This window comes from Streptomyces sp. A0958 (assembly GCF_004795035.1).
In the GTDB taxonomy this organism is placed as follows: domain Bacteria; phylum Actinomycetota; class Actinomycetes; order Streptomycetales; family Streptomycetaceae; genus Streptomyces.
This window is the reverse complement of record NZ_SSBK01000003.1, coordinates 270,134-288,043: the sequence shown is the minus strand read 5'-3', so window position 1 is coordinate 288,043 and position 17,910 is coordinate 270,134. Positions and strand designations below refer to the sequence as shown.

The following is a 17,910-nucleotide window of genomic DNA, read 5'->3' as shown; positions in this document are numbered from 1 at the left end:
CTGCGGCTTGGAGGGTCGCCGGACCCTCCTCCTTGTACGGCCGACTCAGATGTCGAGGAAGCGGACGTCCTTGGCGTTGCGCTGGATGAACGAGCGCCGCGCCTCGACGTCCTCGCCCATCAGCACCGAGAACAGGTCGTCGGCCTGCGCCGCGTCGTCGAGCGTGACCTGGCCGAGCACCCGGTGGTCGACGTCCATCGTGGTGACGCGCAGCTCCTCGGCGTTCATCTCGCCGAGACCCTTGAAGCGCTGGATCGAGTCTTCCCTGATCCGCTTGCCGCTCTGCTTGCCGAGCTCCACCAGCGCGTCGCGCTCGCGGTCCGAGTACGCGTACTCGAAGTCGTCGCGGCCCCACTTGATCTTGTAGAGCGGCGGGCGCGAGAGGTAGACGTGCCCGGCCTCGACCAGCGGCCGCATGAAGCGGAAGAGGAACGTCAGCAACAGGGTGTTGATGTGCTGACCGTCGACGTCGGCGTCCGCCATCAGAATGATCTTGTGATAGCGGAGCTTCTCGATGTCGAAGTCCTCGTGGACCCCGGTGCCGAAGGCCGAGATCAGCGCCTGGACCTCGGTGTTCTGCAGGATCTTGTCGACCCGGGCCTTCTCGACGTTCAGGATCTTGCCTCGGATCGGCAGGATCGCCTGGTACATCGGGTTACGGCCGGACTTGGCCGAGCCACCGGCGGAGTCACCCTCGACGATGAAGATCTCGCACTTGGTGGGGTCGTTCGACTGGCAGTCGCTGAGCTTCCCGGGGAGCGACGCGCTCTCCAGCAGGCCCTTGCGCCGGGTCAGGTCGCGCGCCTTGCGGGCCGCCACACGGGCGGTCGAGGCGGCGATGCCCTTGCGGATGATGTCGGCCGCCTCGTTGGGGTTGCGGTCGAACCAGTCCGTCAGCTGTTCGTGGACGACCTTCTGCACGAAGGTCTTGGCCTCCGTGTTGCCCAGCTTGGTCTTCGTCTGGCCCTCGAACTGCGGCTCGCCCAGCTTCACCGAAATGATCGCCGTCAAACCCTCGCGGACGTCCTCGCCCGTGAGGTTGTCGTCCTTCTCACGCAGCAGCTTCTTGTCGCGCGCGTACCGGTTGACCAGGGAGGTCAGCGCGGCGCGGAACCCTTCCTCGTGCGTACCGCCCTCATGCGTGTGGATCGCGTTGGCGAAGGAGTAGACACCCTCGCTGTACTGCGTGTTCCACTGCATGGCGATCTCGACCGAGAGCAGCCGTTCCTTGTCCTCGGACTCGATGTCGATCACCGACTGGTGGATGACATCGCCCTTGCGGGAGTTGAGGTACCGGACGAAGTCGACGATGCCGTTCTCGTAGTGGTACGTGACCGAGCGGGCGCTCTCCTCCTCGGAGACGTCGGCCGCCTCGGCGCTGTCCGCGCCCGCCGTCGCCTTCGCCGACTCGCGCTCGTCGGTCAGCTTGAGGGTGAGGCCCTTGTTGAGGAAGGCCATCTCCTGGAAGCGGCGCGAGAGCGTCTCGAAGGAGTACTCGGTCGTCTCGAAGATGTCGCCGTCGGCCCAGAAGGTGACGGTGGTGCCCGTCTCGTCGGTCTCCTCGTTACGGGCCAGCGGGGCCGTCGGGACGCCGAACTTGTAGTCCTGGGTCCAGCGGTAGCCGTCCGTCTTGACCTCGACGGATACCCGGGTGGAGAGGGCGTTGACGACGGAGACACCGACGCCGTGCAGACCACCGGAGACGGCGTAACCGCCGCCGCCGAACTTTCCGCCCGCGTGCAGGACGGTGAGCACGACCTCGACGGCCGGCTTGCCTTCGGACGGCACGATGCCGACCGGAATGCCACGGCCGTTGTCGACCACGCGCACCCCGCCGTCGGCGAGGATCGTGACGTCGATGGTGTCCGCGTGCCCGGCCATGGCCTCGTCGACCGAGTTGTCGACGACCTCTTGCACGAGGTGGTGGAGACCGCGCTCACCGGTCGAGCCGATGTACATGCCAGGTCGCTTGCGGACCGCGTCCAGGCCCTCGAGCACGGTGATCGCGCTGGCGTCGTACGACGCCTTCACCTCGCCCGGGACGGGAGCAGCGCCGCTCTCGCCGGGGGTGGACGGAATGTTCTCGTTGGGGTTGCCGGAATCGGCCACGAAGCGCCCTTTCTGGCACAGCACAGGCCGTTCTCCGGGCAGGCGGGAGCGGCTGCGTCGTTCGGCTTGTATCGACGAATCCCGCAAGACGCGGGATTGTTCACCAGTCTACCGGTAGCCCCGACCCGAATGGGGGTTTGCCGGTACCTGAGTACGCATGTGCCGCCCTGAATGAGCGCCTGCCGACTCCCCATATTCGGGAAGGGGCCTCAAGAGGCTCACGCGGGCATTGTGCGCTTTCGGCCTGTCAGCCTCCCGCTACGGTGAGGGACGCCCGGACACCACCATCCGGTTTCCACCACCACGTACCCGCCGCCCGAAGGCTTACGGACGCTCGACCGCCCCTCGGTCCCGCCGGTCCGCACCCGCCCGCCCGCACCGGAAGACGGCCGCGCGAAGAGGCGAAAAGCCCAGGTCATGGCGGGTCAGCCGTAGGTGTCGCCCGGGCCCGTACTCCCCGGAGCCCGCAGCGGGCCGTACCGGCGCTGCGGGCCGCCGGGCCCCAGCACCTTGATCATCCGCACCGTGCCGTGGCCCAGGTCCGTGTTCAGCCGGGCCACCAGCTGCGGCGCCAGCAGCCGCAGCTGCGTCGCCCACACCGTCGAATCGCACTGCACCGTCAGCACACGCTGATCCGGCTCCTCGTCGTACCGCACCGGCACGCAGTGCAGAGCGAGATCGCCACCGACGATCTGCGGCCAGCGGCCCATCACCCCGCCCACCGCCGCCGGCGTCTCCCAGCCGCGCTCGGTGATCAGCCGGTTGATCGCCGCCCCCAGCGGCAACGGGTCACGCCCGTCCGCCCGCGCACCGGAGCGCAGCCCTCCGCCCCGCCTGGCCTGCTTCTTCTGCTGCGCCGCCGCACCGCGCGCCCGCGCCTGCTCCTTCGCCGCGCGCAGCGCCACCCGGGCCAGGTCCACACCGGACGGCTCCGCCGGCTTCGCCCCGTCCCCGGCCGGTCCCGTTCCTTCTCCGTCGCCGCTCACAGCCGCTCCACCTCACCGGCCGACACCGCGTACCGCGCCCCCGCCAGCACGCCCGGCACGTCCTCGCCCACCGCCGCCGTCACCAGCACCTGCTCGCCCGGCGCCACCAACTCCGCCAGCCGCTCCCGGCGGCGCGCGTCCAGCTCGGCGAAGACGTCGTCCAGCACCAGCACCGGCTCGTTGCCCTCGCCGCGCAGCAGCTCGTACGAGGCCAGCCGCAGCGCCAGCGCGTACGACCAGGACTCGCCGTGGCTCGCGTACCCCTTGGCGGGCATGGAGCGCAGTCCCAGCACCAGGTCGTCCCGGTGCGGGCCGACCAGCGTCACGCCCCGCTCGATCTCCTGCTTGCGCACACCGGCCAAGGCCTCGATGAGCTGCGCGTACAGCTCCTCGCGCGTCCGCGCGGGACCCACCTCCGCGCCGACCGAGCTGCGGTACTCCAGCGTCACGGGGCCACCGCCCGGCGCCACGTCCGCGTACGCCTTGTCCGCCAGGGGCTGGAGCGTCGCGATCAGGTCCAGACGCTGGGCCAGCAGTTCGGCGCCGACCTGGCCCAGATGCTGGTCCCACACATCGAGCGTCGAGAGGTCCAGGGAGCGTCCGCCGTGCCTGCGCGCCATCGCCGCCGACTTCAGCAGCGTGTTCCGCTGTTTCAGCACCCGCTCGTAGTCGGAGCGCACCCCGGCCATCCTCGGCGAACGCGCGGTGACCAGCTCGTCCAGGAACCGCCTGCGCTCCCCCGGATCGCCCTTCACCAGGGCGAGGTCCTCCGGCGCGAACAGCACGGTCCGTACGATGCCGAGCACATCTCGCGGTCTGACCTGCGACGACCGGTTGATCCGGGCACGGTTCGCCCTGCCCGGGTTCAGCTCCAACTCGACCAGCTGCGAGCGCTCGCCCTGGGTGACGGCCGCCCTGATCACCGCCCGCTCGGCGCCCATCCGCACCAGCGGGGCGTCGGAGGAGACGCGGTGGCTGCCGAGCGTGGCGAGATAGCCGACGGCCTCGACCAGATTCGTCTTGCCCTGGCCGTTGGCCCCCACGAACGCGGTGACGCCCGGATCGAGAGGAACCTCGACCCGGGCGTACGAGCGGAAGTCGGCCAGCGACAGATGCGTGACGTGCATGGTGTGCGCCGACCTTCCCGGCTTCCTGCTCCGTGCTCCGTTGAGCGGGAGGGGCGGTCGGCCCCGTCCCGCTCCTCGTTGCGGGTTACTTCTTGTTCTCGACCGCGTGGCCGCCGAACTGGTTGCGCAGCGCGGCGATCATCTTCATCTGCGGGGAGTCGTCCTGGCGCGAGGCGAAGCGCGCGAAGAGCGACGCGGTGATCGCGGGCAGCGGCACGGCGTTGTCGATCGCGGCCTCCACCGTCCAGCGGCCCTCGCCCGAGTCGGCGGCGAAACCGCGGAGCTTCTCCAGGTGCTCGTCGTCGTCCAGGGCGTTGACCGCCAGGTCGAGCAGCCAGGAACGGATGACCGTGCCCTCCTGCCAGGAGCGGAAGACCTCGCGCACGTCGGTGACGGAGTCGACCTTCTCCAGCAGCTCCCAGCCCTCGGCGTACGCCTGCATCATGGCGTACTCGATGCCGTTGTGGACCATCTTGGCGAAGTGGCCGGCGCCGACCTTGCCCGCGTGGACCGAACCGAAGTCGCCCTCGGGCTTGAGAGCGTCGAAGATCGGCTGGACCTTCGCGACGTTCTCGGCGTCGCCGCCGTACATCAGGGCGTAGCCGTTCTCCAGGCCCCAGACGCCGCCGGAGACACCGCAGTCCACGAAGCCGATGCCCTTGATGCCCAGCTCCACCCCGTGCTTCTCGTCGTCGGTCCAGCGGGAATTCCCGCCGTCCACGACGATGTCGCCGGGTGAGAGGAGCTCGCCCAGCTCGTCGATCGTGGACTGGGTCGCGGCCCCGGCCGGGACCATCACCCAGACGACCCGGGGGCCCTTGAGCTTGCCCACAAGCTCTTCCAGGCTGTGGACATCGGCGACATCCGGGTTGCGGTCGTAACCGATGACGGTGTGGCCTGCGCGGCGGATGCGCTCGCGCATGTTGCCGCCCATCTTGCCGAGGCCGACGAGACCGAGCTCCATCAGAGATTCCTTTAGCGTTGTGCCGATTCGTACCCAGGTCCGAGCCTACGCCCGGAAGGGGACAGGACGCCGGGCATGCTCGGCGCTGAACATGCCCGTCGGGCCCTGCCGAAGCAGGGCCGGTGACCGGATCAGCCCGAAAGGCGGACCGGCATGATCAGGTACTTGTACGCGTCATCCGCCTCGGCGTCCACAGCCGGGCGGCCGCTGAGCAGCGCCGGTTTGGTGGAGGTCGTGAAGGAGAGCTGGGCCACCGGGGAGTCGATGGCGCTCAGGCCGTCCAGCAGGAACGTCGGGTTGAAGGCGATCGAGATGTCGTCACCCTCCAGCACGGCGTCGACCCTCTCCACAGCCTGTGCGTCGTCGCTGGAACCCGCCTCCAGGATCAGCACGCCCTGCTCGAAGCTCAGCCGGACCGGGGTGTTGCGCTCGGCCACCAGGGCGACACGCTTGACGGCCTCGACGAACGGGGCGGTCTCGATCACGGCGACGGAGTTGAACTCGGTCGGGAAGAGCGTCCGGTACTTCGGCAGGTCGCCTTCGAGCAGTCGGGTGGTGGTGCGACGGCCGGCGCCCTCGAAGCCGATGAGGCCTTCGCCCGCGCCCGAGCTGGACAGCGCCAGGGTGACCGTGTCACCGCTGGTCAGCGCCTTGGCGGTGTCGAGCAGCGTCTTGGCGGGCACCAGGGCGACGGCGGAGGCGTCGGCGTTCTCCGGCTTCCAGAGGAACTCGCGGACCGCGAAGCGGTAGCGGTCGGTGGAGGCGAGGGTGACGGTGTCGCCCTCGATCTCGATGCGCACGCCGGTCAGCACGGGCAGGGTGTCGTCGCGGCCCGCGGCGATGGCCACCTGGGCGGCGGCGGAGGCGAAGACCTCACCGGGCACGGTGCCGGTCGCGGTCGGCATCTGCGGGAGTGCCGGGTACTCCTCCACAGGCAGGGTGTGGAGTGTGAATCGCGAGGAGCCGCAGGACACGGTCGCCCGTACACCGTCTGTGGAGATCTCCACCGGACGGTTGGGCAGGGCGCGGCAGATGTCGGCCAGCAGGCGGCCGGAGACGAGGACGGTGCCGTCCTCCTCGACCTCCGCTTCCACCGAGACCCGCGCCGAGACCTCGTAGTCGAAGCTCGAGAAGCTGAGGGCGCCGTCCTCGGCCTTCAGCAGAAGGCCCGCGAGAACGGGCGCCGGCGGACGGGCCGGGAGGCTGCGGGCCACCCAGGCCACCGCCTCCGCGAGTACATCGCGCTCCACCCGGATCTTCACCGGAACCGCCTCCTGCTGTTGCTCGCTCGCCCTGCTGGCCTTCGTCGTCTGGTCGGGTCGCTCCGCCGATGCCGGGGGGAGGACGCCGGGGACCAGTCTGACGCACGGCACCGACACTCGGTGCTGCTCGGGGTCAAATCGCGGCAAGAGGCTCGGACCGCTCCGAGGCCGAGTTGTGCACAGGCCCCACTTCGAAACGGATTCCGAGCTAACTATGAGGGGTAGTAGTAGTAGGCCTTGTGGAAACGGTGGATAACGTCATTTGCGCAGGTCAGCGCCCGTTTTTTATCCACCGGCCCTGTGGGTGGCGCGGTGGACAACCCGGGCTTTCTGTGGACAGCCGAAAGTTGTGCACAAGCCGTACACAGGACAGGGCAGTTTCTCCCCAGGTCTGTCCCCAGTTTTACCCACGTTCCCCACAGGCCAACCGCCCCTCGTGGTGTGACGCCTTTCACTCGGGCCGGTGACGGCGGGTGTTGTGTTGCCGAACAGTGGACAGTCATGTGGAGAAGCGCCCTCCAGCTGGGGAAAACAGCCGCTGTCCTGTGGGCAGCCGGTGGACAACGCAGAGCGACCCCTGTGGACGAAAAAGTTGTCCACAACCTGTGGATCATGGTTGACCACAAATCCCCAGGCCTCTGAGCTGCCCTGATGGCATATCGGCGGGCGTGCCTGTGGAAGCAGTATGGACAACTTTTGGATCCCCAGGCTGTGGAGGGAAAAAACTGCCCTGATCTGTGGAGAACACCCGTGTCCTGGCCGGGATTCGAACAGCGCGGGCGTCCGGAAGCCGCGCCCGTCGCCGCCTGAACACCCCGCCGGGGCCGCGTGAGCGCGTCGTGGAAGCCGTGCGGAGGGGTTGCAGGGCGGCTTCACGAGGAATGCGGAAGGGCGCTGTGCGGACTCCTGACGAGTCCGCACAGCGCCCTTCGGGTGCGTGCGGGTTACGGCTGCGGGGGCGCCGTCAGCCGTTCTTGATGCGGTTGGTGAGCTCGGTGACCTGGTTGTAGATGGAGCGCCGCTCTGCCATCAGCGCCCGGATCTTGCGGTCCGCGTGCATCACCGTCGTGTGGTCCCGGCCGCCGAACTGTGCGCCGATCTTGGGCAGCGAGAGGTCGGTCAGCTCGCGGCACAGATACATGGCGATCTGCCGGGCCGTCACCAGCACGCGGCTGCGCGACGATCCGCAGAGGTCTTCCACCGTCAGGCCGAAGTAGTCCGCCGTCGCCGCCATGATGGCCGCCGCCGTGATCTCCGGAGCCGTGTCCTCGCCGCCCGGGATCAGATCCTTCAGCACGATCTCCGTGAGCCCCAGGTCCACGGGCTGGCGGTTGAGGCTGGCGAAGGCCGTCACCCGGATGAGAGCGCCCTCCAGCTCACGGATGTTGCGCGAGATGCGGGAGGCGATGAACTCCAGCACCTCCGGCGGGGCGTTGAGCTGCTCCTGCACCGCCTTCTTGCGCAGGATCGCGATGCGGGTCTCCAGCTCGGGAGGCTGCACATCGGTGGTCAGCCCCCACTCGAAACGATTCCGCAGCCGGTCCTCCAGCGTGACCAGCTGCTTCGGCGGCCGGTCGGAGGACAGCACGATCTGCTTGTTGGCGTTGTGGAGCGTATTGAAGGTGTGGAAGAACTCCTCCTGCGTCGACTCCTTGCTCGCCAGGAACTGGATGTCGTCGACGAGCAGGATGTCGACATCGCGGTACCGCTTGCGGAAGGTGTCGCCCTTGCCGTCACGGATCGAGTTGATGAACTCGTTGGTGAACTCCTCCGAGCTCACGTACCGCACCCGGGTCCCCGGGTAGAGGCTGCGGGCGTAGTGCCCGATGGCGTGCAGCAGGTGGGTCTTGCCGAGCCCGGACTCCCCGTAGATGAAGAGGGGGTTGTACGCCTTGGCGGGCGCTTCGGCGACGGCGACGGCCGCCGCGTGAGCGAAACGGTTGGACGCCCCGATGACAAAGGTGTCGAAGAGGTACTTCGGATTCAGCCTGGCATGCGGCTCGCCGGGCCCGGGGGCCGGCGAGGGCTGGGCGCCCATCGGGCCCGGGGCTCCGCCGGGCCGGCCGGTGCCGCCGCCCCCCGGCCGGTGCTGCAGCTCCGGCAGCTCGTGGCGCTCGGGGCGGGACCGCTCGGGGTGCTGCGGCTCGTAGCCCTGGCGCTCCGGCGGCTGCTGCCGGTAGTCGTGCTGCGGGGAGCGGCCGCCCCCGTACGGCTCGCGCCACTGATCGGCGGAGGGCTCGCGGTCCTGGAACCCGCCGAGCCGGGGCTGCTGCCAGGACAGGTCCTCCTGGGTGCGCGGCCAGGCCCCGGGCTCCGGGCGCTGCTGCTGGTAGTCCGGGTAGGCGGGACGGGCGGTCGGCATCCCGTCGTCCGAGGGCCGGTGCCCGTAGCCCTCGTACGCGTCGCCGTGCCGTCCCTCGTCGTGCTGCGGCCCCTGGTAGCGGTGCTGCTGCGGCTGGGGGGACTGGTGCATCGGGGGCGCCGGCGGGGACGACGGTTCGCCCGCGGAGTCGTCGACCGTGATCGCGATCCGGATGGGGCGGCCGCACTCGCGGCTCAGCGTCTCGCTGATGAGAGGCGCGAGGCGGCCTTCGAGGACCCGCTTGCCCCATTCATTGGGGACGGCGAGCAGCGCGGTGTCGGCGACCAGGGCGAGCGGCTGACAGCGCTCGATCCACTGCTTGTCCTTCGGCTCGATGCCCTGCTGCCCCTCCCCGAGGAGTTGCTCCAGCACTCGTGGCCACACTGCGGCAAGATCGGCAGGTACGTCAGCCACAAGGCACGCTCTCTCGCTGGTCCCACGAATGTGTGGTTCTCGGGACGGTATGGGTCGGGGTGGGTGAGGACCGGCAGGCGGGAAGAAAAAGAACCGGGGTTCAGCCACGGTAGTCAGCCCGACCCGCGCGGTTCAAGTCGTTGTCCACAGGCTGTGCACAATGGGGGGCCCGACAGGGGCGGTTTGACCGGATGGCGTAGCCGCGCGTACCGTGGCCAGGTCGAGTTGTCGATGGCTGCTGCCGCCTGCCTCCGATGGGCAAAGATCACGATCTGTGATTGTGAAGCGGTGCACTAGGGCGTTTACGCGAGTCTCTCGTGGGCGCACGGTGACAGCCAGGCGATGTCCCGCCAACACACGAGTCATTTCTGGAGCCCCCGAGTGAGCAAGCGCACCTTCCAGCCGAACAACCGTCGTCGCGCGAAGACCCACGGCTTCCGGCTGCGTATGCGTACCCGTGCCGGCCGCGCGATTCTTGCGTCCCGCCGTAGCAAGGGTCGCGCCAGCCTGTCCGCCTGATCGCGTACAGGTCGTCATGACGTGCTGCCTACCGAGAATCGGCTGAGGCGGCGCGAGGACTTCGCGACCGCAGTACGACGAGGGCGCCGGGCCGGTCGCCCGCTCCTCGTCGTCCATCTACGCAGCGGTGCAACCGACCCGCACGTGACTGGGGAGACCCTTCCCCCGCCGCGTGCGGGTTTCGTTGTCAGCAAAGCAGTGGGTGGTGCGGTCGTCCGCACAGCGGTGAAGCGAAAGCTTCGCCACCTGGTCCGAGAACGGCTTGCCCTGCTGCCCCCCGGTAGCCTGGTTGTCGTACGTGCGCTGCCCGGTGCGGGCGACGCCGACCATGAACAGCTGGCCCGAGACCTGGACGCCGCCCTGCGGCGGCTACTGGGAGGGGGCGCGCGATGAAGTACCCGCTGCTGGCTCTCATCAAGCTGTACCAGTGGACGATCAGCCCACTTCTCGGGCCTGTCTGCCGTTACTACCCGTCGTGTTCCCACTATGGATATACGGCGATCGACCGGCACGGAGCGATCAAGGGAACGGCGCTGACAGCCTGGCGCATCCTGCGATGCAATCCGTGGTCACCCGGCGGCGTGGACTACGTTCCACCACGCAAACGTCCGCGTTGGCACGAAATGCTGCGCAGTGCCCTACGCGGCAGCAAGGGCGGGGACTCCGCCGCTGACGTGCCTCCCGGGGGGCCGGCCACCGACCTCCCGAGTTCGGCCGCAGAGACTTCGCCCAATGCTCAAGGAGCCTGATTAGTGGACACGATTGCCAGTCTGTTCAGCTTCATCACATGGCCCGTTTCCTGGGTCATCGTCCAGTTCCACAAGTTGTACGGGGCGATCTTCGGCCCCGACACGGGATGGGCCTGGGGTCTGTCCATCGTGTCCCTCGTGGTACTGATCCGCATCTGCCTGATCCCGCTGTTCGTCAAGCAGATCAAGTCGACGCGGAACATGCAGGTGCTCCAGCCGAAGATGAAGGCGATCCAGGAGCGCTACAAGAGCGACAAGCAGCGTCAGTCCGAAGAGATGATGAAGCTGTACAAGGAGACGGGTACCAACCCGCTCTCCTCGTGCCTTCCGATCATCGCGCAGTCGCCGTTCTTCTTCGCGCTGTACCACGTGCTCTCCGCGATCGCGTCGAACAAGAAGATCGGCGTCATCGACCAGTCGCTGCTGGACAGCGCCCGCCAGGCCCACATCGTCGGTGCCCCGCTGGCCGCCAAGTTCATGGACAGCGCGGACAAGGTCGACGCGCTCGGCGCTTCGCTGACCGACGTCCGGGTCGTCACCGCGGTCATGATCGTGATGATGTCGGCCTCGCAGTTCTTCACGCAGCGCCAGCTGATGACGAAGAACGTCGACCTCACGGTCAAGACGCCGTACATGCAGCAGCAGAAGATGCTGATGTACATCTTCCCGCTGATCTTCGCCGGCATGGGCATCAACTTCCCCGTCGGTGTCCTCATCTACTGGCTGACCACCAACGTCTGGACCATGGGTCAGCAGATGTATGTGATCAACCAGAACCCGACGCCGGGCAGCAAGGCCCAGGAGCAGTACCTCGGACGGCTGCTGAAGAGCGTCACCGCGCACGGCGAGGTCCGTGGCCGGACTCGGCGCAACACCGTCAAGCGGATCGTGGCCAAGGGTCCGGACCGCAACGACATCGAGCGGAAGTTCGTCACCGGACTGGCCAAGCTCGGCCTCGCTCCGCAGGAGGACGGCACGGTGGCCAAGAGCGACACCGCTGTGGCCGACGCCGAGGGCGGAGCCGCGCAGCGGCGCCAGCAGCCCAAGCGGCAGACCAAGTCGAAGCGCCAGACCGGTACGGTCCACCCGGGCGGGGCGAGGGACAGCGACTCCTCCGAGTCGGCGTCCAGGACCTCCCTGACCAAGAAGGCCGCGCAGGACGACAAGCCCAAGCCGGCGGGCAAGACCGCGTCCGGCTCCTCACGCCAAGCCAAGACCGGGCAGCGCAAGGGCCCGCAGCGGCCCAAGCACCCGTCCAAGAAGTAAGAAGGAGTCCATCCCGTGACGGAAGGCACCACCTCCACGGCCGCTGAGGGCAGCGACACCTTGACCCGTCTTGAGCAGGAAGGGGAGATCGCAGCGGACTACCTCGAGGGCCTGCTCGACATCGCCGACCTCGACGGCGACATCGACATGGACGTCGAGGCGGACCGGGCCGCGGTCTCGATCATCAGCGAATCGGCGCGCGAACTGCAGAAGCTCGTGGGGCGCGACGGCGAGGTCTTGGAGGCGCTCCAGGAGCTGACGCGGCTGGCCGTGCACCGGGAGACCGGCGATCGGAGCCGTCTGATGCTGGACATCGCCGGCTTCCGCGCCAAGAAGCGTACGGAGCTCGCCGAGCTGGGTGCCAAGGCGGCGGACGAGGTCAAGAGCACCGGCGCGCCGGTGAAGCTGGACCCGATGACGCCGTTCGAGCGCAAGGTCGTGCACGATGCGGTCGCCGCCGCGGGCCTGCGCAGTGAATCGGAGGGCGAGGAGCCGCAGCGCTTCGTCGTCGTCCTGCCGGCCTGACCGGCCCTTCTCCTGTCGGCCCCGTCTGTTCGCAGACGGGGCCGATCTTTGTCAGCCTGATAGACAGCCGCCCATGGTGCGGTACTGCGGTATGGAAGGACGGTCCCCCGTGACGGAGGAAGTAGCACTTCCCCAGGCCCCCGACGAGGCCCGGGCGGTGTTCGGTGAGAGCTATCCCGAGGCTGTCCGGTACGCAGAACTGCTGGCGGACGCGGGGGTCACGCGCGGGCTGATCGGTCCACGTGAGGTGCCGCGCCTGTGGGAGAGGCATCTGCTGAACTGTGCGGTGCTCTCCGAGGTCGTTCCCGAGGGGGTCACGGTCTGCGATGTGGGCTCGGGAGCGGGGCTTCCGGGTATTCCGCTGGCGCTGGTGCGCCCGGACCTGAAGATCACCCTGCTGGAGCCGCTGCTGCGGCGGACGAACTTCCTCCAGGAGGTCGTGGAGCTGCTGGGGCTGGACCATGTAACGGTCGTCCGCGGCCGGGCCGAGGAGGTCCTGGGCAGCCTGCAGCCCGTCCACGTGGTGACGGCCCGGGCGGTGGCTCCGCTGGACCGGCTGGCCGGCTGGGGGGTTCCTCTGCTGCGCCCGTACGGCGAGATGCTGGCGCTCAAGGGCGATACCGCCGAGGAAGAGATCAACGGTGCCCGGGCAGCGCTCAGCAAGCTCGGGGTGGTGGAGACCGAGGTGTTGCACGTGGGTGAGGGCGTGGTCGACCCGATGTCCACCGTGGTGCGTGTGGTGGTCGGGGAGAGCCCCGGGGGTGTGAGGTTCGCCGCAAAGCGGGCCAAGGCCGCCAGGACCAGCCGGACGCGCCGCCGCCGCTGAGTGCCCGGTCACGCTGAGATCGTGGTCGCTACGTACGGCTTGGTCCAGGAATCGGTAATTTCTCCTGTCATGGAGCCGTACGTGCCCCGCGCGGAGTGTCGTGCCCCTGTAGCTACGCTGCGGAGGCATCGTGTTTCACGTGAAACGTCGTTCTCTGCTGCATGGAATCATCGGCCGCGGTCGTGCGGCTGCCGCCCCTTCCCATCGCAGGCCCGTTAGGGCTACGGAGTTGTCCACAGAAGCGGATTCCTCCACAGAAGAGCGGGCCTCGCTGGTTCACGACCCCGAAACCATGGCAGGCTCTGTGCATTGCGAGCCTGAAGCCGAGGAGAGTGAATCCTTGCGGTCCGACGCCAACATCGCGGGACCGATGACCGAACCGGTCCCCGGTCCCCGAACTGAATCGGCGGGGGACGGTGTTTCACGTGAAACACCGCCGCCGATGGACGACACACCCATCGGGCGCGCGGCCCAGCTGGCGGTGGAGGCCCTCGGCCGAGCCGGCGAGGGGCTGCCACGACCTGAGCAGACACGCGTCATGGTGGTGGCCAACCAGAAGGGCGGGGTGGGAAAGACCACCTCGACGGTCAACCTTGCCGCGTCGCTGGCACTTCACGGTGCACGGGTCCTGGTGGTCGACCTCGACCCACAGGGCAATGCCTCCACGGCTCTGGGGATCGATCACCACGCCGAAGTTCCCTCGATCTATGACGTCTTGGTGGAGAGCAAGCCGCTCTCCGACGTGGTTCAGCCCGTCCCGGATGTCGAAGGCCTCTTCTGTGCCCCGGCCACCATCGATCTCGCCGGTGCGGAGATCGAGCTGGTGTCGCTGGTGGCGCGGGAGAGTCGACTCCAGCGGGCCATCCAGGCGTATGAGCAGCCGCTGGATTACATCCTGATCGACTGCCCGCCCTCGCTGGGGCTGCTGACAGTCAACGCACTGGTGGCCGGTGCGGAGGTGCTGATCCCCATTCAGTGCGAGTACTACGCGCTGGAGGGACTGGGGCAGCTGCTGCGGAACGTCGACCTGGTCCGCGGCCATCTGAATCCCGATCTCCATGTGTCCACGATCCTGCTCACCATGTACGACGGCCGGACGAGGCTGGCGTCGCAGGTCGCGGAGGAGGTGCGCAGCCACTTCGGCAAGGAGGTGCTGCGGACCAGCATTCCTCGTTCGGTCCGCATCTCCGAGGCACCGAGCTACGGACAGACCGTGCTCACCTACGACCCCGGTTCCAGCGGGTCGCTGTCGTACCTCGAAGCGGCCCGGGAGATCGCGCTGCGAGGGGTTGGGGTGCAGTACGAGGGCCAGCACGCCCACACGGGCGGTTCGATCAGTCAGCAGAGTAATTCGGAGGGGAACCAGTGAGTGAGCGCCGTCGAGGGTTGGGGCGAGGGCTCGGTGCCCTGATCCCAGCCGCTCCGCAGGAGAAGCAGCTGTCGTCCGGCGGGCCGGGGTCCTCCTCGCCCGTCCTGACCTCGGAGCGGGGTGTGGCCGCCGCGAAGGTGACGACGCTCGGGTCCGCCCCTGTGGTGCCGGAGCCGAGCGGGCCCGTGTCGGTGCCCGAGCCGACGGTGTCGGGAGACGTGGCCGGTGCGTACTTCGCCGAGGTGCTGCTCGACTCCATCACGCCGAACCCGCGTCAGCCGCGCGAGGTCTTCGACGAGGACGCGCTGGCGGAGCTGGTCACCTCCATCAAGGAGGTCGGGCTTCTCCAGCCGGTCGTGGTGCGGAAGACGGGGACCGATCGCTTCGAGCTCATCATGGGCGAGCGTCGCTGGCGGGCGTGCCGGGAGGCGGGCCTGGAGCGCATCCCGGCCATCGTCCGCGCCACCGACGACGAGAAGCTGCTCCTGGACGCCCTTCTGGAGAACCTTCACCGGGCTCAGCTGAACCCGCTGGAGGAGGCAGCCGCCTACGACCAGCTGCTCAAGGACTTCAAGTGCACGCATGACCAGCTGGCCGACCGGATCGGGCGTTCGCGGCCTCAGGTCTCGAACACGCTGCGTCTGCTGCGGCTGTCGCCGCCGGTGCAGCGGAGGGTCGCGGCCGGCGTGCTGTCGGCGGGCCATGCCCGGGCACTGCTGTCGGTGGACGACTCCGAGGAGCAGGACAAGCTGGCCCACCGCATCGTGGCCGAGGGACTTTCGGTGCGTGCGGTGGAGGAGATCGTGACGCTCATGGGGTCCAGGCCCGCCAGCGCCACGAAGTCCAAGGGGCCTCGGGCAGGAGCCCGGTTGTCACCCGCGCTGTCCGACCTGGCGTCCCGCTTGTCCGACCGGTTCGATACCCGGGTGAAGGTCGACCTCGGGCAGAAGAAGGGCAAGATCGTCGTCGAGTTCGCTTCGATGGAGGACCTGGACCGCATCCTCGGCAGTCTCGCCCCGGGCGAGGGCCGGGTGCTGGACCGCGCTCCGTCCGAGGAGCCGGCCGAGGATGACGAGAGCTGACGCGCCCGAGCGATGAGGGCGGGCTGTTTCCGGTGGGTCACGGAACACAGCCCGCCCTTTGCTTTCTCACGGTGTCCGCTTGATTCGTGGGTGGATACGATGCGTTCTGGCAGGGCATTTCCGTTCATGACGCAGTGGGCGAGAGAAGTGAGGAACAGCCTTCATGGGGCGTCGGCTCGTACCGCTCACGCTGGACAACCTTCCCGACCTACCCCGGCGCTGCCGCTCCTGTGTGTTCTGGGAGCTCGATCCGGTGAGCGGGGAGGCCGCGGTCAAGGGTGGAAGGGCTGAGTCGGAGAAGGAGGCATGGATCTCCGCGGTGATGCTGGAGTGGGGCTCCTGCGGGCGTGTGGTCTATGTCGATGACGTGCCGGCCGGCTTTGTGCTCTACGCGCCGCCCGCATACGTTCCGCGGGCGACCGCCTTCCCGACGAGCCCCGTCTCCCCCGACGCGGCCCAGCTGATGACCGCGTTGATCATGCCGGGCTTCCAGGGCCAGGGGCTGGGCCGGGTCATGGTGCAGACCGTTGCCAAAGATTTGATCCGCCGGGGCTTCAAGGCGATCGAAGCCTTCGGGGATGCCCGGTGGAAGGAGCCGGCCTGTGTACTGCCGGCCGACCACCTTCTGGCGGTTGGGTTCAAGACGGTACGGCCGCACCCGGTGCACCCGCGGCTGCGGCTGGAGCTGCGTTCGACGCTCTCCTGGAAAGAGGATGTCGAGATGGCCTTGGACCGGCTGCTGGGCGCCGTGCAGAAGGAGCCCGCGCTCCGTCCGCTGTGACAGTCCTCGTCCGAGAACACGAAACGGGCCCGTCCTCGGAAGGAGGGGCCCGTTTCACGTGAAACAGCGGGTGCTGCGTCTGCCTTACTCGGCGATGAAGCCCGCGAGGTCGCGGAGGATCGCGGCCTTCGGCTTGGCGCCCACGATGGTCTTGGCGACCTCGCCACCCTGGTAGACGTTCAGTGTCGGGATGGACATGACGCCGTACTTGGCGGCGGTGGCCGGGTTCTCGTCGATGTTGAGCTTCACGACCTCGATCTCACCGTGCTCGGCCGCGATGGCCTCCAGCGACGGGGCGATCTGGCGGCACGGACCGCACCAGGCGGCCCAGAAGTCCACCAGCACGGGCTTGTCGCTCTTGAGGACGTCCTCCTCGAAGGAGTCGTCGGTCACGTTCTTCAGGGCGCCGGCCACGGCGGCCTCCTTAACTTCGCGGGGTGTGCCCGGGGATGTGGGTGAGACGTGTGTCAGACGGCAGCCGCAGGAGCGGCCTTCTCGTCGTCGGCGAGCGCGGCAAGGAAGCGCTCGGCGTCGAGGGCGGCGGAGCAGCCGGTACCGGCAGCCGTGATCGCCTGGCGGTAGGTGTGGTCGACGACGTCGCCGGCACCGAAGACACCGGCCAGGTTGGTGCGGGTCGAGGGAGCGGCCACCTTCAGGTAGCCCTCGTCGTCAAGGTCCAGCTGGCCCTTGAAGAGCTCGGTGCGCGGGTCGTGGCCGACGGCGATGAACAGCCCGGTCACGGGCAGCTCGGAGGTCTCGCCGGTCTTGGTGTTGCGCAGGGTCACACCGGAGAGCTTCTGTTCGCCGTTGACCCCTGCGACCTCGCTGTCCCAGGCGAACTTGATCTTCGGGTCCGCGAAGGCGCGATCCTGCATCGTCTTGGAGGCGCGCAGCGTGTCACGGCGGTGGATGATCGTGACCGACTTGGCGAAGCGCGAGAGGAAAGTCGCCTCCTCCATCGCGGTGTCGCCGCCGCCGACCACGGCAATGTCCTGGTCCTTGAAGAAGAAGCCGTCGCAGGTCGCGCACCAGGAGACGCCACGTCCGGAGAGGGCGTCCTCGTTGGGCAGTCCGAGCTTGCGGTGCTGCGAACCCGTGGTGACGATGACCGCCTTGGCGCGGTGAACCGTGCCGGCGGTGTCGGTGACGGTTTTGATCTCACCGGTGAGGTCGACGGAGACCACGTCGTCGGGAATGAGCTCGGCACCGAAGCGCTCGGCCTGGGCACGCATGTTGTCCATGAGCTCCGGGCCCATGATTCCGTCCTGGAAGCCCGGGAAGTTCTCCACGTCGGTGGTGTTCATCAGTGCGCCACCGGCGGTGACGGCCCCCTCGAAGACCAGCGGCTTCAGCGAGGCGCGCGCGGTGTAAAGGGCGGCTGTGTAGCCGGCGGGGCCGGAGCCGATGATGATCACATTACGCACGTCGCTCACGGGTTTCTTCCTCGTCTCTGCAGACTGCCTACTGTCCACGCCTAGTGGGGCCAGTTCAACCACTCCCACCCCACCCAACCGATCCTACGGGGGATGCATTCCCGACGTACGGGGGCGGCGGGCGGCGGGCGGCGTG

At 68.3% G+C, this 17,910-nt stretch carries 17 protein-coding genes; 9 read left to right on the top strand and 8 right to left on the bottom strand.

Features of this window, described 5'->3' with window-relative positions; translation table 11 throughout:
* Positions 1-45: 45 nt before the first annotated feature.
* From gyrB to dnaA, 6 genes are all read right to left on the bottom strand, one after another.
* Positions 46-2,133, bottom strand: a complete 2,088-nt coding sequence (gyrB, locus tag E6P78_RS04885; protein WP_136202222.1) for a DNA topoisomerase (ATP-hydrolyzing) subunit B — start codon at positions 2,131-2,133, stop codon at positions 46-48.
* Between the two features lie 401 nt (positions 2,134-2,534).
* Complete coding sequence (locus E6P78_RS04880) at positions 2,535-3,095, bottom strand: DciA family protein (RefSeq protein ID WP_136202221.1); 561 nt, start codon at positions 3,093-3,095, stop codon at positions 2,535-2,537.
* Positions 3,092-4,222 carry a DNA replication/repair protein RecF gene (recF, locus tag E6P78_RS04875; RefSeq protein ID WP_136202220.1) on the bottom strand — a complete coding sequence of 377 codons (1,131 nt, stop codon included), beginning with the start codon at positions 4,220-4,222 and terminating at the stop codon, positions 3,092-3,094. Before recF ends, E6P78_RS04880 begins: the two co-directional genes overlap by 4 nt.
* Positions 4,223-4,307: 85 nt before the next feature.
* The gene (gene gnd, locus E6P78_RS04870) at positions 4,308-5,186 is read right to left on the bottom strand and encodes a phosphogluconate dehydrogenase (NAD(+)-dependent, decarboxylating) (RefSeq protein WP_136202219.1); all 879 of its coding nucleotides are present in this window, start codon (positions 5,184-5,186) and stop codon (positions 4,308-4,310) included.
* A 131-nt stretch (positions 5,187-5,317) separates the two neighbouring features.
* Positions 5,318-6,448: a DNA polymerase III subunit beta gene (gene dnaN, locus E6P78_RS04865; RefSeq protein WP_136202218.1), complete on the bottom strand. Its 1,131-nt coding sequence runs from the start codon at positions 6,446-6,448 to the stop codon at positions 5,318-5,320.
* 964 nt (positions 6,449-7,412) lie between these two features.
* The gene (gene dnaA, locus E6P78_RS04855) at positions 7,413-9,224 is read right to left on the bottom strand and encodes a chromosomal replication initiator protein DnaA (RefSeq protein WP_136202217.1); all 1,812 of its coding nucleotides are present in this window, start codon (positions 9,222-9,224) and stop codon (positions 7,413-7,415) included.
* A gap of 381 nt (positions 9,225-9,605) precedes the next feature.
* Between dnaA and rpmH the strand changes: the two genes are divergently transcribed.
* The 9 genes from rpmH to E6P78_RS04810 all read left to right on the top strand — a co-directional run bounded on the left by rpmH (position 9,606) and on the right by E6P78_RS04810 (position 16,341).
* Entirely contained in the window at positions 9,606-9,743 is a 138-nt protein-coding gene (gene rpmH / locus E6P78_RS04850) for a 50S ribosomal protein L34 (protein WP_006348049.1), read from the top strand.
* A 21-nt stretch (positions 9,744-9,764) separates the two neighbouring features.
* On the top strand, positions 9,765-10,136 hold the full coding sequence (rnpA, locus tag E6P78_RS04845) for a ribonuclease P protein component (RefSeq protein ID WP_136202216.1): 372 nt from the start codon (positions 9,765-9,767) through the stop codon (positions 10,134-10,136).
* The gene (gene yidD, locus E6P78_RS04840; RefSeq protein WP_136202215.1) at positions 10,133-10,492 is read left to right on the top strand and encodes a membrane protein insertion efficiency factor YidD; all 360 of its coding nucleotides are present in this window, start codon (positions 10,133-10,135) and stop codon (positions 10,490-10,492) included. Before rnpA ends, yidD begins: the two co-directional genes overlap by 4 nt.
* A 3-nt stretch (positions 10,493-10,495) precedes the next feature.
* Positions 10,496-11,758 (top strand): membrane protein insertase YidC, encoded by a 1,263-nt coding sequence (gene yidC, locus E6P78_RS04835; RefSeq protein ID WP_136202214.1) that lies wholly within the window; start codon positions 10,496-10,498, stop codon positions 11,756-11,758.
* 15 nt (positions 11,759-11,773) lie between these two features.
* Positions 11,774-12,283, top strand: coding sequence for a R3H domain-containing nucleic acid-binding protein (locus tag E6P78_RS04830; protein WP_136202213.1), 510 nt, complete (start codon positions 11,774-11,776; stop codon positions 12,281-12,283).
* Positions 12,284-12,392: 109 nt separating this feature from the next.
* On the top strand, positions 12,393-13,109 hold the full coding sequence (gene rsmG, locus E6P78_RS04825; protein WP_136202212.1) for a 16S rRNA (guanine(527)-N(7))-methyltransferase RsmG: 717 nt from the start codon (positions 12,393-12,395) through the stop codon (positions 13,107-13,109).
* 292 nt (positions 13,110-13,401) lie between these two features.
* Positions 13,402-14,478: a ParA family protein gene (locus E6P78_RS04820; protein WP_136202316.1), complete on the top strand. Its 1,077-nt coding sequence runs from the start codon at positions 13,402-13,404 to the stop codon at positions 14,476-14,478.
* Entirely contained in the window at positions 14,475-15,560 is a 1,086-nt protein-coding gene (locus E6P78_RS04815) for a ParB/RepB/Spo0J family partition protein (RefSeq protein WP_206307721.1), read from the top strand. The genes E6P78_RS04820 and E6P78_RS04815 overlap by 4 nt, the downstream gene beginning before the upstream one ends.
* Positions 15,561-15,723: 163 nt before the next feature.
* Positions 15,724-16,341 carry a GNAT family N-acetyltransferase gene (locus E6P78_RS04810; protein WP_136202211.1) on the top strand — a complete coding sequence of 206 codons (618 nt, stop codon included), beginning with the start codon at positions 15,724-15,726 and terminating at the stop codon, positions 16,339-16,341.
* An 84-nt stretch (positions 16,342-16,425) separates the two neighbouring features.
* Here the strand turns inward: E6P78_RS04810 and trxA are convergent, their stop codons facing one another.
* Positions 16,426-16,755 carry a thioredoxin gene (trxA, locus tag E6P78_RS04805; RefSeq protein WP_136202210.1) on the bottom strand — a complete coding sequence of 110 codons (330 nt, stop codon included), beginning with the start codon at positions 16,753-16,755 and terminating at the stop codon, positions 16,426-16,428.
* Positions 16,756-16,808: 53 nt separating this feature from the next.
* Positions 16,809-17,774 (bottom strand): thioredoxin-disulfide reductase, encoded by a 966-nt coding sequence (trxB, locus tag E6P78_RS04800; RefSeq protein ID WP_136202209.1) that lies wholly within the window; start codon positions 17,772-17,774, stop codon positions 16,809-16,811.
* Between the last annotated feature and the right edge of the window lie 136 nt (positions 17,775-17,910).

What these genes read in the sequence shown, in the direction of transcription:
- recF (WP_136202220.1), bottom strand. Translation starts at nt 4,222, where the DNA reads ATGCACGTCACGCATCTGTCGCTGGCCGACTTCCGCTCGTACGCCCGG.
- gnd (WP_136202219.1), bottom strand. Translation starts at nt 5,186, where the DNA reads ATGGAGCTCGGTCTCGTCGGCCTCGGCAAGATGGGCGGCAACATGCGC.
- yidD (WP_136202215.1), top strand. Translation starts at nt 10,133, where the DNA reads ATGAAGTACCCGCTGCTGGCTCTCATCAAGCTGTACCAGTGGACGATC.
- E6P78_RS04820 (WP_136202316.1), top strand. Translation starts at nt 13,402, where the DNA reads ATGGCAGGCTCTGTGCATTGCGAGCCTGAAGCCGAGGAGAGTGAATCC.
- E6P78_RS04810 (WP_136202211.1), top strand. Translation starts at nt 15,724, where the DNA reads ATGGGGCGTCGGCTCGTACCGCTCACGCTGGACAACCTTCCCGACCTA.